Consider the following 20,206-nt stretch of genomic DNA (forward strand, 5'->3'; position numbering starts at 1 on the left):
CACATACAATAGCGGCCATGAAACTCAAGTTCACCAAGATGCAGGGCGCGGGCAACGACTTCGTCGTGCTCGACGGCTACTCGCAGACGCTCGATCCGAGCCCCGCGCAAGTGCGCGCGCTGGCCGACCGTCATTTCGGCGTGGGCGCGGACCAGTTGCTGCTCGTCGAAAAGCCGACTATCGACGGCGTCGATTTCAAATATCGCATCTTCAATTGCGATGGCGGCGAAGTCGAGCATTGCGGCAATGGCGCGCGCTGTTTCGTGAAGTTCGTGCGCGATCGCGGCCTTACCGATGCGTCGACCATTCGCGTGCAGGTTCAGAAAGGCGTCATCACGCTGACGATGCAGGAAGACGGCGAAGTCATCGTCGATATGAGCACGCCGGTATTCGATCCGCCCGACGTGCCGTTCGACGCGCACGGTCTCGAAGGCCGCCGCGAAGGCAAGGACACGCTCTGGCCGATCGACGTGGCCGGCGAAACGCGCTGGATCTCCGCCGTGTCGATGGGCAATCCGCACGCGGTGCAGGTCGTGGAGGATGTCGAAGCGTATCCCGTGCTGACGGAAGGCCCGCTCGTCGAGCGTCACGCGCGCTTTCCGAAGCGCGTCAACGCGGGCTTCATGCAGATCGTCGATCGCCATTCGGTCAAGCTGCGCGTCTACGAGCGCGGCGCGGGCGAAACGCTCGCGTGCGGTACCGGCGCGTGCGCGGCGGTGGCGGCAGGCATTCGCCGCGGTCTGCTCGATTCGCCGGTGCGCGTCGAAACGCACGGCGGCACGCTGACGATCCGCTGGGACGGCGCGCGCGACGAATCCGCCGCGCTCTTCATGGCCGGCCCCGCGACAACGGTGTTCGAAGGTGAAATCGAGCTTCCCGGCATCGGCTGAGCCGGACCACGCATCTATCTGTATCAGGCAAACATGAATCCACGCGAAGTCGCCGACTATCTGATCGAGAACCCCGATTTTTTCGTCGAGCACGCTGAACTGCTCGGCACCATCCGGCTGTCGAATCCGCATGGCAAGGCCGCTGTGTCGCTGCAGGAACGGCAGATGGAAATGCTGCGCGACAAGAACAAGCAACTGGAACGGCGTCTCGCCGAACTGCTGCGCTACGGCCACGAAAACGACAGCATTTCGACGAAGTTCAACCGCTGGACCACGCGCGTGATCGGTCAGCGCGATCCGTACGCGTTGCCCGCCACCATCAGCGGCGGCCTGTGCGAAGTCTTCGACGTGCCGCACGCCGCACTGCGCGTGTGGGATGTCGATGAAGCGTACCGCCAGGCCGATTTCGCGCGTCACGTCGGCGAGGAAGTGCGCATTTTCGCGCATAGTCTGGATGCGCCTTACTGCGGCGCGAACAGCGGTTTCGCGGCGGCGCAGTGGCTCGGCGCGGCGAATTCGGCATCGGCGACGAGCGGCGCGGCGGGCGGCGCATCCGCCGAGCGCGGCGTTCAGTCGGTTGCGCTGCTCGCGTTGCGCGACCCGCAAGCCGGTCCGGATGCGCCCGCGTTCGGCCTGCTCGTGATGGGATCGCCCGATGCGCGCCGTTTTCACGACGGCATGGCCACCGATTTCCTCACGCAGATCGGCGTGCTGGCCAGCGCGGCGCTGAGCCGTCTGCTGCCCAACTGAGCCATCCATGACCGACGCCGCCGACAACGCGCCAAGCGATCCGATCGCCGCCTATCTGGCGATGCTCGAACACGAGCGGCGTCTCTCCGAACACACGCTGCGCGGCTACACCTACGAACTCGGCGAACTTCGCGCGATCGCGAAAGGCCGCCCGCTCGAAACGCTGGTCGCGGCGGACATGCGCGGCGCGGTCGTTCGGGCGCACGCGGCGGGACTGTCGTCTCGCTCGATTGCGCATCGGTTGTCGGCCTGGCGCGCGTTCTATCGATGGCTGGCCGAGCGTGTCCCGATGCCCGCAAATCCGGTCGCGACCGTGCGCGCGCCCAAGCGTGAGAAGACGCTGCCGAAGGCGCTTTCCGTCGATGACGCCATGACGCTGATGGACGCGCCGCAAGCCGGCACGCCCGAAGCGCTGCGCGATCACGCGATCCTCGAACTCTTCTATTCGTCGGGATTGCGGCTCGCGGAGCTCGTCGGACTGGATGTTCAGTTCGTCGAGAAAGACGGTTATCGGTCGGCGGGCTGGCTCGATCTCGCGCACGAGGAAGTGACCGTGCTCGGCAAGGGCGGTCGCCGGCGTTCGGTGCCGGTCGGCCGCAAGGCGATCGACGCACTGCGCGCGTGGATCGAGGTCCGCGATCAGTTCATCAGGCTCGATCCGCATCCGCTCTTTCTGTCGGTGCGCGGCAATCGCATGTCGCCGGGCGTCGTGCGCGAGCGCGTCAAGCGCATGGCGTTGATGGCCGGCATCCCGACGAACGTTCATCCGCACGTGCTGCGCCATTCGTTCGCCACGCACGTGCTGCAGTCGAGCGGCGATCTGCGCGCGGTGCAGGAACTGCTCGGACATGCGAGCATCACCGCGACGCAGGTTTATACGTCGCTCGATTTCCAGCATCTCGCCCGCGTCTACGACTCGGCGCATCCGCGCGCAAAGAAGCGCGACTAACTTCGAGCGCGCCTCGCGCGCTCCTATCTACGCAATGAATACCATCACGCTCAAACCGGCGAAGGACAAGTCGCTTGTTCGCCGCCATCCGTGGATTTACGCGACCGCCATCGCGCGCGTCGACGGCAATCCCGCGCCTGGCGCGACCGTCACCGTGCGCGCCGCCGACGGCCGTTTTCTCGCGCGGGCATCGTACAGTCCGCATTCGCAGATTCGTGCGCGCGTCTGGACCTTCGACGAAGCCGAGCCCGTCGATCACGCTTTCTTCAAGCGGCGCGTGCAGCGTGCGGTCGCGCATCGGCAATCGATGATTCGCGATACCGGCGCGACGCGTCTCGTCTTCGGCGAAGCGGACGGCTTGCCGGGACTGATCGTCGATTACTACGTCGCGGATCAGGGCGCGCACTCGCAGCTCGTCTGCCAGTTCATGGCGACGGGCGTCGAAGCGTGGAAGGACGCGATCGTGCAGGCGCTCATCGCGGCGACCGGCTGCCCGAACGTCTACGAGCGCTCGGACGTATCGATCCGTCAAAAGGAAGGGCTCGAGCAAATCACGGGTGTGCTCGCCGGCGAGCCGCCGCCCGAGACGCTCATCACGAACGAATGCGGCGTGCGTTATCACGTCGACGTGCGCAACGGCCACAAGACAGGCTTCTACGTCGACCAGCGCGATAACCGCGTGCTCGTGCAGCAGAACGCGCAAGGCCGCGAAGTGCTCAACTGCTTCTGCTACACGGGCGGTTTCTCGCTCGCCGCGCTGAAGGGCGGGGCGACGCGCGTGGTCTCGGTCGATTCATCGGGCGAGGCGCTCGCGCTGGCGCGGGAGAACGTGAAGGCCAACGGCTTCGATGCGGACAAAGCCGAATGGCTCGACGCCGACGCCTTCAAGACGCTGCGCCGTCTCTACGACGAAGGCCAGCGCTTCGACCTGATCGTGCTCGATCCGCCGAAGTTCGCGCCGTCGCGCGAAACCGTCGATCGCGCCGCGCGGGCCTACAAGGACATCAACCTGAGCGGCTTCAAACTGCTGCGTCCGGGCGGCCTGCTCTTCACCTATTCGTGCTCCGGCGCGATCGATTCGGAGCTGTTTCAGAAGATCGTCGCGGGCGCCGCCGCCGATGCCCGCGTCGATGCCCGCATCCTCAAACGGTTGGGCGCGGGCGTCGATCATCCGCTGCTGACGGCATTTCCCGAAGGCGAATACCTGAAAGGGCTGCTGTTGCAAATCGCGTGAACGGCCTTATTTGAGCGCGATGGCAGGCGCAGCATCGGCTTGACGAATATGTTCCAATAGGCGATTCGACGCGATTCCCGAACACTGACAAGGAAACAGGCGACACCATGATTCCCGTAACCATCCTGACCGGCTTCCTCGGCAGCGGAAAGACGACGCTGCTCAAGCGCATTCTGAACGAGAAGCACGGCATGAAGATCGCCGTGATCGAGAACGAGTTCGGCGAAGAGAACATCGACAACGAAATTCTCGTGCAGGACACGAACGAGCAGATCATTCAGATGAGCAACGGCTGCATCTGCTGCACGATTCGCGGCGATCTGGCGCGTGCGCTCGAAGACCTGGCGAACCGCAAGAAGGCCGGCACGCTCGACTTTGATCGCGTGGTGATCGAAACCACCGGCCTCGCGAATCCGGGCCCGGTCGCGCAGACGTTCTTCATGGATAACACCGTCGCCGACGAATTCCTGCTCGACGCGATCATCACGCTCGTCGATGCCAAGCACGCGAACACGCAGCTCGATCAGCAGGAAGTGGTGCAGCGCCAGGTCGGCTTCGCGGATCGCCTCTTCATCACCAAATCCGATCTCGTCGACGTAGAGGCGCTCGAAGCGCTCAAGCATCGCCTGCTGCACATGAACCCGCGCGCCGCGATCAAGGTCGTCAATTTCGGCGAAGCGGACATCAAGGAAATCTTCGATCTGCGCGGCTTCAATCTGAACTCGAAGCTGGAAATCGATCCGGACTTCCTCGCGGAAGATGATCACGATCACGCGCATGACCACGATCACGACCATGAGACTTGCGGTCACGATCACAGCCACGATCACGAGCATCACCATCATCATCATCACGCGCATCACGATGACAAGATCAAGTCATTCGTGTATCGCAGCGACAAGCCGTTCGATCCGAACCGTCTCGAAGACTTTCTCGGCGGCATTCTGCAGATCTACGGCGAACGGCTGCTGCGCTACAAGGGCGTGCTGTATATGAAGGGCGTGGATCGCAAGGTCGTGTTTCAGGGCGTCCATCAGATGATGGGCAGCGACCTCGCGGGCAAGTGGCTGCCGGTCGAGAAGAAGAACAGCAAGATGGTGTTCATCGGTATCGAACTGCCGAAGGACCTCATCACCGACGGCCTCGACGCCTGTCTCGTGAAGTAATGCGCAATGGATGCGTGTCCGGCACGCATCTGGCTTGCACGTGCGACAGCGCCTCACGGCGCAACGTATGAAACGATGAAACGCCGCCGTGAATTTTCGCGTGCGGCGTTTTTCGTGATGCTTTTCTTACGCGATGTGTAATCACCCCCACGAACGGACATCGCTTTTTGCACGTTCAGGCGTTATATTTTTGAGATTCCGACAATTTTTGACAGGGTTTTCCGTAGGTTTAGTCGGAAATTGCGGTTCAGTTACAATACAGCCCCACTGGAGAAGGGCAGATCCGATCGGCGCGCGTCGCAAGCGCTTTACCGTCGGGTTTCAGAAGAAGGGATGTCCCGAGGGACGATGTCTCGACTGGCCGGGGAGGGCCGGTCAGGCGGAGCGCCAGGCGGGCCGCGAGTTGCCGGAGTGCAGCTACGGAGCAGCATCCAATATCGGTTTCCAGAGGAGTTCGGTCCCGCATCGAGTGTCGCGTGATGCCAAAACGCTGCAGGCATGCGGGTAACGCAAGTGCGGGCGTCGCGAAGACATCGCCCTACATTGAAGAAGCAAGCAGATGACAACGAAACTCTTGACCGAAGCCGAAATCCTGAAGATGAGCGAGAAGGACTACATGAACGAGGAACAACTCGCCTTCTTCAAGAACCGGCTCGAGCAGTTGCAAGCGGACATTCTCAAGAATGCCGGCCAGACGACGGAAAATCTGCGGGAAACGGTGATCGTGCCGGATCCGGCGGACCGCGCAACCATCGAGGAAGAGCATGCACTGGAACTGCGCACGCGCGACCGTGAGCGCAAGCTTCTGAAGAAGGTGCAGCAATCGCTCGCGCGCATCGAATCCGGCGATTACGGCTGGTGCGAGGAAACGGGCGAGCCGATCGGCATTCCGCGCCTGATCGCGCGTCCGACCGCCACGCTCTCGCTCGAAGCGCAAGAACGGCGCGAACTGCGCCAGAAGCTCTTCGGCGACTGAAGCGCGCGCCGCATGCGGCGAGATCGCGGGGTCGCCCCGCGACGGGGGAATCGCCGCCGCGAGAAATGGCTGTTCATCCCGCAGCCACTTGAAAAGGCACACGATCGACGTGTGCCTTTTTGCTTATCCGGCGCCGTCGTCACGCTGCGCTCGCACACTTGATAAATCGCGCCACGCCCTAAGATAAACAAAACGCGCCTGCTCAACACAAGGCGCGCGCGCGGCGCCGTACGCCTTTCGCCTCAACGGCCGGCGGAACCCCGCGCCGTGCACTCCATCGAATTCTCGACTGCGTGGCGGCTCGACAGTCTTCGCGAAGCCGCCCGCGTTCTTCTGTTTTCTTAAGGAACGCACATGGAACAATTTCACGGCACGACCATCGTCTCCGTGCGGCGCGGCGGCAAAGTCGCGTTGGGCGGCGATGGTCAGGTGACGCTCGGCAACATCGTCATGAAGGGCGGCGCCAGGAAAGTGCGCCGCATCTATGGCGGCAAGGTGCTGGTCGGATTCGCCGGCGGCACCGCCGACGCGTTCTCGCTGCTCGACCGCTTCGAAGCCAAGCTCGAAAAGCACCAAGGCAATCTCACGCGCGCCGCCGTCGAACTCGCCAAGGACTGGCGCACCGACCGCATGCTGCGCCGGCTCGAAGCCATGCTCATCACCGCGGACAAGGACGCGACGCTCGTCATCACCGGCAACGGCGACGTGCTCGATCCCGAAAACGGCATCTGCGCGATCGGTTCCGGCGGCGCATACGCCCAGGCCGCCGCGCAGGCGCTTGCGGAAAACACCGAACTCGCGCCGCGCGATATCGTCGAGAAAGCGCTGACGATCGCCGGCGATATGTGCATCTATACCAATCACAATCGCGTCATCGAGACGATCGAATAAAGGACCCCGCGATGACCACCATGACTCCCTCCGAAATCGTCTCCGAACTCGACAAACACATCATCGGGCAGGGACGCGCGAAGAAAGCCGTCGCCGTCGCGCTGCGCAACCGCTGGCGCCGTCAGCAGGTCGCGGAGCCGCTGCGTCAGGAAATCACGCCGAAGAACATTCTGATGATCGGGCCGACGGGCGTCGGCAAGACCGAAATCGCGCGGCGTCTCGCGAAACTCGCGGACGCGCCGTTCATCAAGATCGAAGCGACCAAGTTCACCGAAGTCGGCTACGTGGGCCGCGATGTCGACAGTATCGTGCGCGATCTGATTGAGATTTCCGTGAAGCAGACGCGTGAATCGGAAATGAAGAAGGTCCGCACGAAGGCCGAGGATCGCGCCGAAGACCGCATCCTCGACATTCTGCTGCCGACGGCGCGGCCGGTCGGTTTCGGCGCGGCGGAAACCACGAGCGAAGGCGACAACACGACGCGTCAGACCTTCCGCAAGCGCCTGCGCGAAGGCGCGCTGGACGACAAGGAAATCGAGCTCGACGTGGAAATGCCGCAAGCCGGCATGGACATCATGGGCCCGCCGGGCATGGAGGACATGACCGAACAGATTCGCTCGATGTTCGCGAACATCGGCGGCGGCAAGAAGACGCGTCGGAAGGTGAAGGTCAAGGAAGCGCTCAAGCTCCTGACCGACGAGGAAGCCGGCAAGATGCTCAACGACGAAGAGGTCAAGAGCCGGGCGGTTCAGAACGTCGAGCAGAACGGCATCGTGTTTCTGGATGAAATCGACAAGATCGCGTCGCGCAGCGAAGTCGGTGGGGCCGAAGTGTCGCGTGCGGGCGTGCAGCGGGATCTGCTGCCGCTCGTCGAAGGCACGACGATCAACACCAAGTACGGGATGATCAAGACGGATCACATTCTGTTCATCGCGAGCGGCGCGTTCCATCTCGCAAAGCCGAGCGACCTGATTCCCGAATTGCAGGGCCGTTTCCCGATCCGCGTCGAACTCGATTCGCTCTCGGTGCAGGACTTCGAATCGATCCTGAATTCGACCGATGCCAGCCTCGTCAAGCAGTACAAGGCGCTGCTCGCAACTGAAGAGGTCGAACTCGATTTCACCGACGACGGCATCCGCCGGCTTGCCGAAATCGCGTACTCGGTCAACGAAAAGACGGAGAACATCGGCGCGCGGCGGCTTTATACGGTCATCGAAAAGTTGCTGGAAGAAGTGTCGTTCGCGGCGGGCAATCACACGGGCCAGCCGGTGAAGATCGATGCGGCTTACGTCGATCGTGCGTTGGGTGAAGTGGCGCAGGACGAGGATTTGTCGCGGTACGTGCTGTAAGGCAAACCGCCGACGAGCAAACCGGGCCGCGCGCCCGGTTTTTTTACGCGGGCGCTGCACGGGCCGCAAAAGCGACAGGCGAAAAAAAACCCGCCTGGTCGGCGGGTTGAATCCATATCAGGAGGAGACATGGAGGAGACAGTTCCAATCATACACAGCGTGTTGATGCGACGCAATAGTTTTTCTAGTAAAAACCCCTATGGCGTCGATGTGTGGTATCTGTGCGTCACTTTTTGTGACGCGCTGGACGAATCGCACGATGACAGCGCAAGAAACGGCGCGTAACCTCGTCGGCGCGGCAATACAGTGGACGCGTACCCAAAAGCCGCCGAGGTTCTCATGAATACCGCCCGCATCGACCCTCCCTATCAGTCAGACGAAAGCCGCTGGCAAGCCGTCGCCGAGCGCGACGCCCGCGCCGACGGCGCATTCTTCTTCGCCGTGCGCACGACAGGCGTGTTTTGCCGGCCGTCGTGCGCGTCACGGGCGCCGCGTCGCGAGAACGTCTCGTTCTTCACGACGACCGACGAAGCCGCCGCCGCCGGATATCGTCCGTGCAAACGCTGTCAGCCGACGAGCCTGCCGCGGGAACTCGCGATCGTCGAACGCGCGTGCAAGGCGCTCGACACCGATCCGCAGCAGCGCATGACGCTCGCGCAGTTGAGCGAAGCCGTGCACGTCAGCCCGTTCCATTTGCAGAGACTGTTCACGCGGATCGTCGGCATTTCGCCGCGGCAGTATCAGGCGGCGCAGCGTGCCGGCGTGCTGCGCGACGCGCTGCAACGCGGCCGCGACGTGACTCACGCGACGCACGACGCGGGCTTCTCGCCTTCGCGGCTGTACGAAGCGGCGGCGACGGAACTCGGCATGACGCCATCGGCTTATCGGCGCAAGGGCGCGGGACTCACGGTGCGCTACGTCACCGCCGATACGCCGCTCGGCGTCGTGCTGATCGCGGCGACGGACAAGGGCGTCTGCGAGATCGCTTTCGGTGATGACCGTGACGCCCTCATCGGCCAGCTTGCGGCGGATTTCGCGCAGGCCGTGCGCATCGAGGACGCCGCGCGTCTCGCGCCGTTCGTCGCGCAGATCCGTGCGTATCTCCAAGGCACGCGCGAACGTTTCGATTTGCCGCTCGACATCGGCGCAACCGCGTTTCAACAGCGGGTGTGGGACGCGCTGATGCGCATTCCGTACGGGCAGACGCGCAGCTACACGGAGATCGCGGCGGCGGTCGGATCGCCGGGCGCGGTGCGGGCGGTGGCGAACGCATGTGCATCGAACCCGGTGGCGTTGGCGATTCCGTGTCATCGCGTGATCGGGAAGGACGGTGCGATCGCCGGCTATCGGTGGGGACTGGCGCGCAAGGAAACGCTGCTCGACACCGAGCGCACGCATAAGGAAACCGGCGAAATCGCCTGACGAGCCGTAGCGGATACGCGCCCGCCGTCGCCGAGACGCGCGGGCGTTTTCTTGTCGCGAAACGACTGCGAGACGGACGTGCAAACGGCGCACAGCCTGGCCTGTTGTCACCTCAAGCACGCGCAACATCGAAATGTTAAAGTGCCCGCTACCCGAAAATATGACCGGGCGCGAGCCGCTCGCGCTCCTCGCACAACGCTTCGATGGCAAATAAGAATTCCGCTCACCCCGCAGCCGGCGCGTATCAGCGCAGGCTTGCCGCGCTTGCGTCCGGCCCGCACGCCGATGCGCTGCGCCAAGGCTTGCGCGGCATCGAGAAAGAAAGCCTGCGCGTGACGCCCAAGGGCGAACTCGCCATGACGCCGCATCCGCGCGCGCTTGGATCGCCGCTTACGCATCCGCTCATCACGACCGACTACTCCGAGGCGCTCGTCGAGCTGATCACGCCCGCCGAAGCAGACGCTGCGCGCGCCATCGAGCGGCTCGATTCGATCCATCGCTTCGTCTACGCCCATCTCGGCGACGAGCTGCTGTGGAACAACTCGATGCCCAACGCGCTGCCGCCGGACGATCAGATTCCGGTCGGCCAGTACGGCACGTCGAACATCGGCAAGCTGAAGCACGTCTACCGGCAGGGGCTGTCGCTGCGCTACGGCCGCACGATGCAGTGCATCGCAGGCATCCACTACAACTATTCGCTCGACGATCAGGTCTGGCGCGCGTGGCAGGCGCTCGAACCGGCGATCACGCTGACGGAGCAGGACTACCGCTCGCAGCGTTACTTCGCGCTGATCCGCAACTTCCGGCGCACGAGCTGGCTGCTGATGTATCTGTTCGGAGCGTCGCCGGCGCTGGACAAGCGCTTCGTCGAAGGGAAACGCCATTCGCTCGAAGCGTTCGACGCCGACACGTTCTACTTGCCGCACGCGACCAGCCTGCGCATGAGCGACCTCGGCTACACGAACAATCCGGCGCAAGCGGATTTGCTGCCGAGCTACGACAACCTCGACGCCTATCTCGACGTGCTCGCCAAAGCCGTCAGCCAGCCCTACGCGCCATACGAGGCCATCGGCACGCAGCGAGACGGCGAGTGGGTGCAGATCAACACCAACGTGCTGCAGATCGAGAACGAGTTCTACTCGACGATCCGCCCGAAACGCATCACGCGATCCGGCGAGCGGCCGCTGCATGCGCTGGCCGAGCGCGGCGTGCAGTACATCGAAGTGCGTTGCCTCGACATCGATCCTTTCGCACCCGCCGGCATCTCGCTGGAAACGGCGCGTTTTCTGGACGCGTATCTGCTTTATTGCGCACTCGAAGACAGCCCGCTGATGCCGCGCGAGGAGAGTATCGAAGCGAACGACAACTTCAGCGCGATCACCAAGGAAGGACGCAAGCCCGGTCTCACGCTTCAACGCGACGGCGCACCGGTGTCGATGCAGCAATGGGCGAATGAACTGTTCGATGCCATTGAACCGGTCGCGGCGACGCTGGACAAGCTCATCGGCACGGGCGATCACGTGCGCGCGCTCCAGGCGCTTCGTCCGCGCATTGAAGATGCGTCACTCACGCCGTCTGCCCGCGTCCTCCAGACGATGCGCGACAAGCAGCAATCCTTCCACGCGTTCGCGCTCGACGTGAGCCTTCAGCACGCGGAGCACTATCGCCGCAATCCGCTGCCGGCGGACGAGGAGCGCGAGATGCAGGCGCTCGCGGCGAAGTCGCTGGAAGAGCAGGCCGCCATCGAGCGCAACGAAACCGAATCGTTCGATGCGTTCGTCGCCGCTTATCGCGACTACAAGCTCACACGCGCCGACGTCTGAAAAGCGCAGGTTTTCTTACCGCAACGCTTCGGGTGACCGGAAAGAAGTTCCCGATTTGAAACAGACGGCAACGCGCCGAACATGATCGTCGGTGGCTGGTCGAAAATCGGCTCTTTATCGATCAAACGGGGACGCGGGGGATATGCGATGAACCACAAACTGATAAGCGCGGCTGCGTCGCTCGTATTGCTTGCCGGCTGCGCCACCGATACGCACGTCAGCAGCCAGACGATGGAGCAGGCCACCGCGCCGCTCACCTGCATGAGCAAGCTCGAATGCGACGCCTGGTGGGCGCGCGCGCAGGTTTGGGTGACGAATCACTCGGAGTACAAGCTGCAGGCCATCACGGATGCCATCATCCAGACGGCCGGACCGTCGAGCGGCAAGCGCGCGCTCGCGTATCAGATCACCAAGACGCCGAGCAACGAAGGCACAGCGACGATCGGTTTCGCCGCGCACTGCGACAGCCCGCTCGGCTGCGAGCCGAATCCGTGGGCGGCGGGCGCGGACTTCAAGAACTTCGTGCGCAACGGCGCGCCGCGCCCCGCGATGTCGACGCCGCAGGCGGTGCAGACGCCGCCTGCGCCGCAGCCCGTGCCGCTCAATCTCGACAGCCAGCCGGGCCAGTCGGTCGCGCCGCTGACGCCGCAGTAAGCGCGCAGCGTCAGTGTCCCATCGACGCTGACGCGCCTTTCTTCGGACGCGTCAGCCACACCATCGCGGCCAGCACGATGAACGCATAGAAGGAAATGCGGAAGAAATCGTTCGTCGACATCATGTACGCCTGAGCCGTCACCACGCGATCCAGTTGCGCCGCCACCGCCGGCCCGGACAAGCCGAGGCCGGAGAGCGCGTTGGTGTATTCCGTCGTCGTGGATGAATACGCGGTGACGGATTCCGTCAGCACCGCGTGATGGCGGATCATGTCGTTTTCCCAGAACGTCGTGCTGACCGCCGTGCCGATCGCCCCCGACAACGTCCGCAGGAAATTAGACAGCCCCGCCGCGCCCGCGAGCCGGTCGTCGGACACGCTGGAGAGCGTGATGGTCGTCATCGGCACGAAGAAACACGCCACGCCGATGCCCTGCACCAGCCGGGGATAAATGATGTCGTGGAACGGCGTGTCGAGCGTGAACGTCGAGTTCCAGTACGACACGAGCGCGAACACGATGAACGCGAAGCTCGCCACCACGCGCAGATTCATGCGATGCATGTTCTGGCCGATCATCGGCGACAGCACGAGCGCCAGAATGCCGACGGGCGCGGTCGCCAGGCCGGCGAGCCACGGCGTGTAGCCGAGCACGGTCTGCAACCAGAGCGGCAGCACGACGACAGAACCAAAGAACGCGAGAAAGCCGAGCGACGTGATGAGCACGCCCATCGCGAAGTTGCGGTCGCGGAACAGCGACAGGTCGATGACCGGCTCCTTCTCGGTGATTTCCCACACGAACATGAACGCGAGCGACACGGCCGCGACGATCGCCAGCGTGACGATGAACGTCGAACTGAACCAGTCGCGGTCCTTGCCGAGGTCGAGCATCATCTGGAGACTGGCGACGCCGATCACGAGCAGCGTCAGCCCGACGCCGTCGATGCGCTGCTTCGTCGTCTTCGTCTCATGGCCGCGCAGCAGGAAATACGCGATGGCCGCCGAGAAGATGCCGATCGGCACGTTGATATAGAAGATCCACGGCCACGTGTAGTTGTCGGTGATGTAGCCGCCCATCACGGGGCCGAAGATCGGCGCGACGATGACGGTCATCGCCCATAAGCCGAGCGCGAGGCCGCGCTTCTCCGGCGGATAGCTGCGCATGAGGATGGTCTGCGACAGCGGGACCATCGGACCGGAGACGAGGCCTTGCAGCAGCCGGAATGCGATCAGCGACTCGAAGCTGTTCGCGAAGCCGCAGAGCGCCGAGGCGACCGAGAACAGCAGCACGGAAATGGTGAACAGCTTCACCTCGCCGACGCGGCGCGCGAGCCAGCCCGTCAGCGGCACCGCAATCGCCGATGCCACCGAGTACGATGAGATGACCCACGTGCCTTCGCTCGTGGCGACACCAAGGCTGCCTGAAATCGTCGGCACGGCGACGTTGGCGATGGACGTATCGAGCACTTCCATGAACGTGCCGAGCGCGAGGCCCATCGTCAGCAACGCGAGGATGCCGCCGGCGAGCGGCGTCGGGGCGGGCGGTCGGGCGTCGTTGGCCTGGTCGGTCGCTGCGGTCGTAGACATTCTTGTTCTTGCTCCGGCGTTTTGAAAGTAAGTGCCGCGTCATTCTCTGCTCAGACAGTGAAACAGGCAGCGTTAAAGCGTGGTGGCCGCGTTAGTCGAGCGTGCAGCCGGGGCTTGCATCGGTTGGAGAGTTATCGATCACGCGCGCCAGCATCGCGACGAGCGAATCGAGTTCCGCGCGGCTGAAGCCGTGCAACTGCTCGTTGAGCACCGCCGCGCCGATCGCCGGAAGCCGCGCCGCCGCTTCTTGCCCGCGCTCGCTCAGCTTCAGTTCGACGATGCGCCGGTCGGTGTCGCTACGTGTGCGCCGCACGAACCCTTTCTTTTCGAGCCGGTCGAGCATGCGGGTCATCGAACCGCTGTCGTACGACATCTCCCGCGACAGTTCCAGCGGCGTCCGTGCTCGTCCGGACGCCAGACAGAGAATCACGCCGATTTGCTGCGAGGTCAGGCCGAGCGGTTTCAACGCCTGATCGGTCCGCGCCATCAGCACGTTGCGCGCCTTGGCGAGGTAATAGCCGAGGCTGGTTTCAAGCTGAATCGTGGCGGGATCGTAGAGCGGTTCGCTGTCCATTCGGTGGTGACGTCGGGCGCGGCGTGCCGCGATACAACAGTCGTAAAAAGCAGACAGCAGTATCTTGAAAAGTAGTTGCTTAGTCAATATTATTTGATGCAACGCGTCACGCACTTTTTGCGCCGCCCGAAACCATGTTTTGATTCCAGCCGCGTCACTACCACGACGTCAGGACCATCCGATGACCCGCCTCGCCAACACCGCCCGCCGACGCTTCGGCCAAGTCAGCAGCACGATCGCCCGAGCTTCCCGTCAGTTCGTCCCGTCGAAACTGAATGCGTGGAAGCTCGCGCTGTATCTGATCGTGTTCTTGCTGCCGGGCGGCTCGTTCGCGGTGCTCGGGATGGGGTGGTTCGAGAATCGGCATCGACGGAAAAGCGCGGCTGCCGCTTCGGCCACCGTTTCCGAGCGCCGCTTGCTCGCGCCACCGGCCGCGCCGTGTCAGGGAAGCTGCGGCGCGACGGGCCGTTGAAGTAACGCGCTGTAACTCATACGTCTGTCCGCGTAACACCAGGCTTACGCTGAAGCCGTTAGGCTGATGTCTGCCCGACGCCCGCCGCGCCCGACCGCGCGGGCGTTCCGTTACCATCTCGGCTCACCGCGTTCGCCGCACCGGATGAAACGCCGCCGACAGGATTCCTGACAAGCAGATGCCGTATCGCCCCGCCGCTTCCGCCTCGTTTTTTCCTCGCACCGTCAATCGCACTGCGCGGCAACTGCGCGTCATTGCGGTTGCTGCCGCAGTCGCGATCGCCGTCGCCGGATGCGCCGTCGGTCCCGACTATCAGCGTCCGGCCACGCCGATGCCGGCCAGCTACAAGGAAGCGCCTCAAGGCTGGAAAGTCGCGCAGCCGTCCGATCAGTTCGACCGCGGCGAATGGTGGACCATCTATAACGACGCTTCCCTCAACGACCTCGAAGCGCGTCTGAACCAATCGAACCAGAGCATCGCGCAATTCGCGGCTGCGTATCGGCAGGCGCGGGCGCTCGTCGGCGAGGCGAGGGCATCGTATTTCCCGACAATCGGCGCGTCGGCGTCGGCATCGCGTGCGGGGACGGGCGCGGGCAACCGTTCGACCAACAGTTCCAGCTTCGGCCAGCAGGGATCGATCAACAACCAGTTCAGCCTCGCGCTCGACGCGACGTGGGAGCCGGACCTGTGGGGCAGCATCGGCCGGACGGTGAATGCGCAGAAGGCGGGACAGCAGGGCGCCGCCGCCGATCTCGCCAACGCGCGCCTCTCCGCACAGGCAACGCTCGCGCAGACGTACTTCCAGTTGCGCTCGCTCGACGCGCAGCAAAAGCTCCTCGACGAGACCGTCGGCGCTTATCAGCAGTCGCTCAAGCTCACACAGAACCAGTATGCGCAGGGCATCGTCGCGCGCTCGGATGTGATTCAGGCGCAAACGCAGTTGCAGTCGGCGCAGGCCGCCGCAATCGATAACGGCGTCGCCCGCGCGCAGTATGAGCACGCGATAGCCGTGCTGGTCGGCGAGCCGGCATCGACCTTCTCGCTTCCCGCCATGCCGCTCGACGCCACGCCGCCGACCGTGCCGGCGGAAATGCCGTCCGCGATCCTCGAGCGGCGGCCCGATATCGCATCCGCCGAGCGCAAGGCCGCGGCGGCGAACGAGCAGATCGGCATTGAGATCGCGGCGTATTTTCCGTCGCTGACGCTGTCGGCTCAGGGCGGCTTCGAGAGTTCAGTGCTGTCGCAATTGCTGCGCGCGCCGTCGCGTTTCTGGACGCTCGGGCCGGATATCGCCGCGACGATCTTCGACGGCGGCCTGCGCGCCGCCCGCACCGACGCAGCCCGCGCCGCCTACGATCAGAACGTCGCGACGTACCGGCAGACGGTGCTGACCGCGTTCCAGGACGTCGAGGACAACCTCGCGTCACTGCGGATTCTGGAGAAGGAGATCGTCGTGCAGCAGCAGGCGGTCGAATCCGCGCAGCAGGCGCTCGCGATCATCAACAATCAGTACAAGGCGGGCACCGTCGCGTTCATTAACGTGCTGACGGCTCAGACGACCGCGTTCACCGCCCAGCAAAAGCTCGCGAGCATCGCGGGGCAGCGAATGGTGTCGTCGGTCGGACTGGTGAAGGCGCTGGGCGGCGGCTGGGATGCCGGGCAGATGGACCGCGAGACGGGCGGCGTCGAAGCGCCTGTTGCGGTCTCGGCGGAGAAACGCGCGCCGGGCGGCTAGTAGCGCGCGAAGGTCAGCGCGACCGTATCCGGATCGGTATGGCGTCCCAGCAGGTTCAACAGGCCGGCGAGGTTCTCGCGCTGCTGCGGCTCGGCCTTCGCCGTGCCTTCGAACGAAGTCGCGCCCTCCGCGAGCATGCCTTTGCCTGTCAGCAAAAGCGGTCCCTTGGTCGTCGATAAATCGATCGCCGCCGATGCGCCCTGCGCCTGCAACGCAACCCGATACGATCCGAGCGGCCTGACGCGCGACACGCGCGAAGCCATGTCATCGAGCGTGACGACGAACTGGCCGTAAGCGTTTTTGCCGAGCACGCGGAATTCGGTCCACGAAAGCCGCACGGTTCCATCGAAGTTCAGCGTGTTGAACGGCGCACCGAGTCCGGCGAGCAGCGTCGCGGGCACCGCCATCGCGCCCGGCGAAAGCGACGCGCCCCGCATCGTGGCGTCAACGGTCACGGGGTCGGGCATCGCTTCGGTCTGCCGCATCGTCATGTGGATGCGGCCCGTGAAGAGCGGCCAGAACGCCGTGGTCCATTCGATGCGCCCCGGCAGCAACGTCGCGCCCGCGCCGTCGCCGCCCGCCGCGAGCATCAGTGTCGCGGAGCCGCGCCATAGGGAGCCAGCCGGGTCGACGAGATTCACATGGCCGCCCGTCGCGCGCGCGAACTGCGGCGTGATCCACGCAGCCGGCAGCATCACGAGCAGCGTTCCGGCAATCGACAACACCATCACGACGAGCGCCGGCAGCGCGAGCCGGATTCTGCGAGTCCAATAGCTCATTTGACCCCGGCCGGTTGCAGCGATGCGCTTAAGTCCACCTGGCCGTCCGGCTTGAGCGCCGTCACGTGCGCCTCCGACACCTGCACCTTGAACTGCTTGCGTGCGTCGTCGAGCCACATCGTCCAGTTCGGGAACGATGCGTTCTTCAACTGGATCTGCACCGCCGCGCCGATCACCTGAACCTGCGTCGGCTGCATGCCGTTGTCCGCCAGCGACTTGGCGAGCGCATCGCGCAGCGCGCCGCCCGTCGGCGTGACGCTTTCGGCGTTCCCTGCGAGGGCGCGCGCTTCGGTGGCTTGCGCGGTCATCGTCGCGAGCTGGCGCTGCATCGCCGGCAGCGTTTCGCGCAGGCGCTCGCGGCCTTCGAAAGCCGGTGCCCAAAGCACGAGATAAATCAGCGCGACGCCCAGCACGAGGCCGCCCCACAACAGCAAGGTCTTCTCGCGCGGCGTGCGCCCTTCCCAGAATTCGGAAAGCGTTCGTCCGAGTTCCGCTTTCATTGGCCGCTCCTGATTGTCCATTTGCCGGTATTGGTGTCGATCGCGCCGTTCAGTCCGTTCGCGGCGAGGCGCTTCGTCAGGTCGGGATCGACCTTCGTCTCCGGCTTGAAGGTGACTTCGAGATGCCGGTCGCGATAATCCAGCCCGGCGATGCCATTGACCGGCACCGGGCCGAGCGAACGCGCGAGGCCGTCGGCGAGGGAAAGAAAATCCGAAGGCGACAGCTCGCCCGACGCCACGCGCAAGCGGTCGAGATTCCGCGACATCTGATCGGGCGCATCGAGCACGACGGTCGTTTTCGGGAATGCGTTGAGCAGCAGTTCCGTCATCTGCGCGCTGATCGCGTCGCGCTGGCGCGCAAGCTGAAGCCACTGCACGTTGATCCCGACGATCGACACGATCACCGACGCCGCCACGAGCGCGATCGGCACGCGCAGACGCCGCATCGTCGCGCGATCGAGCCGCCACGGCTGCGCGGCGAATTCGAACTGGCAGAGGTCGAAGCGGCTCGCCAGCGCCTGCCGCGCGAACGCTTCGAACGCGAGCGGCTGCGCGTCCGCCAGCGCCACCGCGCTGCGCGACGACGCGAGGCGCGGCTCGTCGCCGGGCAGATCGGCGAGCGAGTACAGCGTGACCGGCTGATCGCCGGCGAGCGCCGCGAGCGTCGGCGCGATGGAATCGACGGGAAGCGCCAGCCCTTCACCGAGCGCCGCGCCTTCGCCGCGCGCAATGGCGATTTCGACGCGCGGAGCAGCCGGCGACGGCGCGCTCGCCTCGATCTCACCGAGCAGCGCGGGCGCAGTCGATACCACCTTGCCCAGCAATCCCGCGATGAACGGCGTGTGTGCGAACGCTTCGCCTTCGACCGCTTCGACCGCCGGGACGGGCAGGCAGCGCATCGCCGGCACGGCCTTCAGATTGCGATGCCCCGCGCTCGCGAACGCGTCGCACACGAAGCGGAACCATCCGCGATCGATGACCGCGACCACGCGACGGCCATCCGCGAGCGCGACGGGATCGACCGCGATGTGGCAGGTCTGCGGGTCCTGAATCAATTGATCTTCGACGACGTTCGGCAACGCCTGACGCAGACGCGGCCCCTTGAGCGGCGGTACGGCGGCGGCAAGCAGCAAGGTATCGCGAGCGGCGACGATCAGCACCGTCAAGCTGGCGCGCGGCAGCAATCCGACTGCGGCGCGGCCGGCGCGCTGCGTCTCGCCGCGCTTGTCGAGCAGCAGAAACGGCAGGTCCGGCAGGTCCCACTCCTGCGAGCGCACCGCGGGATCGCGCGGCGGCAATAGAACGATCAGTGTGCTCAAAGGCCACTTCCTCTTGTCAGAAACATCGTCATCACAGCGCGTCGCGCGTGTAGACGATGCGCGTGGTGTGCGTCGTCGGATCGCGGTAGACGAGCGTCGTGCGCTCGAGCTGCGCGCGCTCATGGTCGACGCGACCGTGAATTACGAAATAGCGCGTGGTGACGTCGAGCTCGCTCGGGTCGATCGACGTCGATTTCACGCCCGCGCCGGTCAGCGCGAGCTGCACGTTGCCGGCATCGTGGAAGAACACCGTCTCGCGGCGCGCGACGAACGCCTGCGCTTGCGACAGGCTCATGCCTTCCACCACCGCCGCGACCACTTCGGCGGGCGCGGTGTTCATGTTGACGGGCGTCGTCGTCGGCAGCACGTTCACGAACTTGCGCAGCTTCGCCACTGCTTCCGCCGAAAAGCCGGGCACGTCGAGGAGCGAATCCACGCTGATCATTTGCAGCGGCGCGACGGGCGCGTTGCTGTCGGCGTCCTTCAGGCCGGGATCGTCGGTGAAGTTGCCGCCGCCCGTCGCGCCGCCGCCCTGCGCGATCGCGGCCATCGTCTGTTCCGGCGATGTCGCGAGGCTCGCGCCGTTGCCGGTCTGCGTCTGAAAGCGCGTGGCGGACCGCGCGAGTCCCGCGCGCATCTGCAAGGCCACCGTCTTCGCCAGCGATCCGTTGATGCCGAGCAGCGTCAACAGCCGCTGGAACGACTGAATCTGCTGCACGTTGATGGTCAGCACGCCAGGCGCGGGCGTCGCGACCAGATTGCGCAGGTTGAACTTCGCCTGCGCATCCTCGATCGAGCCGGACAGAAACGTCTGCGCGCCTTCCTGCGCGCGCACTTCGCCGATCTGCCCGAGAAAATCGGAGAGCTTCGTCTTCGCGATCGGCACGCCCCACACGCCGCCGAGATACGTGACCGTCGGCGAGGTATCCGCTTCCGAACGAAGGATCAGCCTCGTCCAGTCGAGCGCGCTGCGCGAAATCCACTGCGCCTGCGCGAGCAGCCGCTGATTCTCGATGCGCCGCACCTGCACCTGCTGCCGCCACAACATGCCCGAAACCAGAATGGCGGACAGCGCGACGACCAGCAGCGCGCTGATGATCGCGACGCCACGTTGCTTTGCGCTTGCGCCCGCTGTCCGCAT

19 protein-coding genes are annotated in these 20,206 nt (G+C 64.5%); 13 read left to right on the forward strand and 6 right to left on the reverse strand.

Annotated elements, in window-relative coordinates; genetic code table 11:
* The first annotated feature begins 17 nt into the window (after positions 1-17).
* From dapF to LDZ21_RS00135, 11 genes are all read left to right on the forward strand, one after another.
* Entirely contained in the window at positions 18-890 is an 873-nt protein-coding gene (gene dapF / locus LDZ21_RS00085; protein ID WP_244793754.1) for a diaminopimelate epimerase, read from the forward strand.
* Positions 891-923: 33 nt separating this feature from the next.
* The gene (locus LDZ21_RS00090; protein ID WP_035962037.1) at positions 924-1,640 is read left to right on the forward strand and encodes a DUF484 family protein; all 717 of its coding nucleotides are present in this window, start codon (positions 924-926) and stop codon (positions 1,638-1,640) included.
* Between the two features lie 7 nt (positions 1,641-1,647).
* Positions 1,648-2,589, forward strand: a complete 942-nt coding sequence (gene xerC / locus LDZ21_RS00095; RefSeq protein WP_244793755.1) for a tyrosine recombinase XerC — start codon at positions 1,648-1,650, stop codon at positions 2,587-2,589.
* A 34-nt stretch (positions 2,590-2,623) separates the two neighbouring features.
* The gene (locus tag LDZ21_RS00100; protein ID WP_244793756.1) at positions 2,624-3,823 is read left to right on the forward strand and encodes a class I SAM-dependent rRNA methyltransferase; all 1,200 of its coding nucleotides are present in this window, start codon (positions 2,624-2,626) and stop codon (positions 3,821-3,823) included.
* Positions 3,824-3,930: 107 nt separating this feature from the next.
* Positions 3,931-4,989, forward strand: a complete 1,059-nt coding sequence (locus tag LDZ21_RS00105; protein WP_244793757.1) for a CobW family GTP-binding protein — start codon at positions 3,931-3,933, stop codon at positions 4,987-4,989.
* Between the two features lie 559 nt (positions 4,990-5,548).
* Entirely contained in the window at positions 5,549-5,965 is a 417-nt protein-coding gene (dksA, locus tag LDZ21_RS00110; RefSeq protein WP_035962045.1) for an RNA polymerase-binding protein DksA, read from the forward strand.
* Positions 5,966-6,319: 354 nt separating this feature from the next.
* Positions 6,320-6,856 carry an ATP-dependent protease subunit HslV gene (hslV, locus tag LDZ21_RS00115; protein ID WP_035962047.1) on the forward strand — a complete coding sequence of 179 codons (537 nt, stop codon included), beginning with the start codon at positions 6,320-6,322 and terminating at the stop codon, positions 6,854-6,856.
* Between the two features lie 11 nt (positions 6,857-6,867).
* Entirely contained in the window at positions 6,868-8,205 is a 1,338-nt protein-coding gene (gene hslU, locus LDZ21_RS00120; protein WP_244793758.1) for an ATP-dependent protease ATPase subunit HslU, read from the forward strand.
* 339 nt (positions 8,206-8,544) lie between these two features.
* Positions 8,545-9,627: a bifunctional DNA-binding transcriptional regulator/O6-methylguanine-DNA methyltransferase Ada gene (gene ada, locus LDZ21_RS00125; RefSeq protein WP_244793759.1), complete on the forward strand. Its 1,083-nt coding sequence runs from the start codon at positions 8,545-8,547 to the stop codon at positions 9,625-9,627.
* Between the two features lie 203 nt (positions 9,628-9,830).
* Complete coding sequence (gshA, locus tag LDZ21_RS00130; protein ID WP_244793760.1) at positions 9,831-11,450, forward strand: glutamate--cysteine ligase; 1,620 nt, start codon at positions 9,831-9,833, stop codon at positions 11,448-11,450.
* A gap of 147 nt (positions 11,451-11,597) precedes the next feature.
* The gene (locus tag LDZ21_RS00135) at positions 11,598-12,104 is read left to right on the forward strand and encodes a hypothetical protein (RefSeq protein ID WP_035962052.1); all 507 of its coding nucleotides are present in this window, start codon (positions 11,598-11,600) and stop codon (positions 12,102-12,104) included.
* 10 nt (positions 12,105-12,114) lie between these two features.
* Here LDZ21_RS00135 and LDZ21_RS00140 read toward each other — a convergent pair whose 3' ends face one another.
* Together LDZ21_RS00140 and LDZ21_RS00145 are read right to left on the reverse strand one after the other, a co-directional pair.
* Positions 12,115-13,686, reverse strand: coding sequence for a DHA2 family efflux MFS transporter permease subunit (locus LDZ21_RS00140; protein WP_280519413.1), 1,572 nt, complete (start codon positions 13,684-13,686; stop codon positions 12,115-12,117).
* Between the two features lie 91 nt (positions 13,687-13,777).
* Positions 13,778-14,260 (reverse strand): MarR family winged helix-turn-helix transcriptional regulator, encoded by a 483-nt coding sequence (locus tag LDZ21_RS00145; protein ID WP_244794856.1) that lies wholly within the window; start codon positions 14,258-14,260, stop codon positions 13,778-13,780.
* Between the two features lie 181 nt (positions 14,261-14,441).
* Between LDZ21_RS00145 and LDZ21_RS00150 the strand changes: the two genes are divergently transcribed.
* Positions 14,442-14,732: a hypothetical protein gene (locus LDZ21_RS00150; RefSeq protein ID WP_052005665.1), complete on the forward strand. Its 291-nt coding sequence runs from the start codon at positions 14,442-14,444 to the stop codon at positions 14,730-14,732.
* Between the two features lie 178 nt (positions 14,733-14,910).
* Entirely contained in the window at positions 14,911-16,467 is a 1,557-nt protein-coding gene (locus LDZ21_RS00155; RefSeq protein WP_244793761.1) for an efflux transporter outer membrane subunit, read from the forward strand.
* Here the strand turns inward: LDZ21_RS00155 and LDZ21_RS00160 are convergent.
* From LDZ21_RS00160 to gspK, 4 genes are read right to left on the reverse strand one after another with little or no spacing between them, the layout of a single operon-like run.
* Positions 16,464-17,246 (reverse strand): type II secretion system protein N, encoded by a 783-nt coding sequence (locus tag LDZ21_RS00160; RefSeq protein ID WP_035962059.1) that lies wholly within the window; start codon positions 17,244-17,246, stop codon positions 16,464-16,466. The two genes, LDZ21_RS00155 and LDZ21_RS00160, sit on opposite strands and share 4 nt — an antisense overlap.
* Complete coding sequence (gspM, locus tag LDZ21_RS00165; protein ID WP_244793762.1) at positions 17,243-17,746, reverse strand: type II secretion system protein M; 504 nt, start codon at positions 17,744-17,746, stop codon at positions 17,243-17,245. Before gspM ends, LDZ21_RS00160 begins: the two co-directional genes overlap by 4 nt.
* Positions 17,743-19,065 carry a type II secretion system protein GspL gene (gspL, locus tag LDZ21_RS00170; RefSeq protein ID WP_244793763.1) on the reverse strand — a complete coding sequence of 441 codons (1,323 nt, stop codon included), beginning with the start codon at positions 19,063-19,065 and terminating at the stop codon, positions 17,743-17,745. The genes gspM and gspL overlap by 4 nt, the downstream gene beginning before the upstream one ends.
* Before the next feature lie 31 nt (positions 19,066-19,096).
* Complete coding sequence (gene gspK, locus LDZ21_RS00175) at positions 19,097-20,206, reverse strand: type II secretion system minor pseudopilin GspK (protein ID WP_244793764.1); 1,110 nt, start codon at positions 20,204-20,206, stop codon at positions 19,097-19,099.

This window comes from Caballeronia grimmiae, from assembly GCF_022879615.1.
Taxonomy (GTDB): Bacteria; Pseudomonadota; Gammaproteobacteria; order Burkholderiales; family Burkholderiaceae; genus Caballeronia; species Caballeronia grimmiae.

What these genes read in the sequence shown, in the direction of transcription:
- LDZ21_RS00155 (WP_244793761.1), top strand. Translation starts at nt 14,911, where the DNA reads ATGCCGTATCGCCCCGCCGCTTCCGCCTCGTTTTTTCCTCGCACCGTC.
- hslU (WP_244793758.1), top strand. Translation starts at nt 6,868, where the DNA reads ATGACCACCATGACTCCCTCCGAAATCGTCTCCGAACTCGACAAACAC.
- xerC (WP_244793755.1), top strand. Translation starts at nt 1,648, where the DNA reads ATGACCGACGCCGCCGACAACGCGCCAAGCGATCCGATCGCCGCCTAT.
- dksA (WP_035962045.1), top strand. Translation starts at nt 5,549, where the DNA reads ATGACAACGAAACTCTTGACCGAAGCCGAAATCCTGAAGATGAGCGAG.
- LDZ21_RS00150 (WP_052005665.1), top strand. Translation starts at nt 14,442, where the DNA reads ATGACCCGCCTCGCCAACACCGCCCGCCGACGCTTCGGCCAAGTCAGC.
- LDZ21_RS00145 (WP_244794856.1), bottom strand. Translation starts at nt 14,260, where the DNA reads ATGGACAGCGAACCGCTCTACGATCCCGCCACGATTCAGCTTGAAACC.
- LDZ21_RS00160 (WP_035962059.1), bottom strand. Translation starts at nt 17,246, where the DNA reads ATGAGCTATTGGACTCGCAGAATCCGGCTCGCGCTGCCGGCGCTCGTC.
- gspM (WP_244793762.1), bottom strand. Translation starts at nt 17,746, where the DNA reads ATGAAAGCGGAACTCGGACGAACGCTTTCCGAATTCTGGGAAGGGCGC.
- gshA (WP_244793760.1), top strand. Translation starts at nt 9,831, where the DNA reads ATGGCAAATAAGAATTCCGCTCACCCCGCAGCCGGCGCGTATCAGCGC.
- LDZ21_RS00090 (WP_035962037.1), top strand. Translation starts at nt 924, where the DNA reads ATGAATCCACGCGAAGTCGCCGACTATCTGATCGAGAACCCCGATTTT.
- LDZ21_RS00135 (WP_035962052.1), top strand. Translation starts at nt 11,598, where the DNA reads ATGAACCACAAACTGATAAGCGCGGCTGCGTCGCTCGTATTGCTTGCC.
- LDZ21_RS00140 (WP_280519413.1), bottom strand. Translation starts at nt 13,686, where the DNA reads ATGTCTACGACCGCAGCGACCGACCAGGCCAACGACGCCCGACCGCCC.
- ada (WP_244793759.1), top strand. Translation starts at nt 8,545, where the DNA reads ATGAATACCGCCCGCATCGACCCTCCCTATCAGTCAGACGAAAGCCGC.
- gspK (WP_244793764.1), bottom strand. Translation starts at nt 20,206, where the DNA reads ATGCGGACAGCGGGCGCAAGCGCAAAGCAACGTGGCGTCGCGATCATC.
- LDZ21_RS00105 (WP_244793757.1), top strand. Translation starts at nt 3,931, where the DNA reads ATGATTCCCGTAACCATCCTGACCGGCTTCCTCGGCAGCGGAAAGACG.
- LDZ21_RS00100 (WP_244793756.1), top strand. Translation starts at nt 2,624, where the DNA reads ATGAATACCATCACGCTCAAACCGGCGAAGGACAAGTCGCTTGTTCGC.
- hslV (WP_035962047.1), top strand. Translation starts at nt 6,320, where the DNA reads ATGGAACAATTTCACGGCACGACCATCGTCTCCGTGCGGCGCGGCGGC.
- dapF (WP_244793754.1), top strand. Translation starts at nt 18, where the DNA reads ATGAAACTCAAGTTCACCAAGATGCAGGGCGCGGGCAACGACTTCGTC.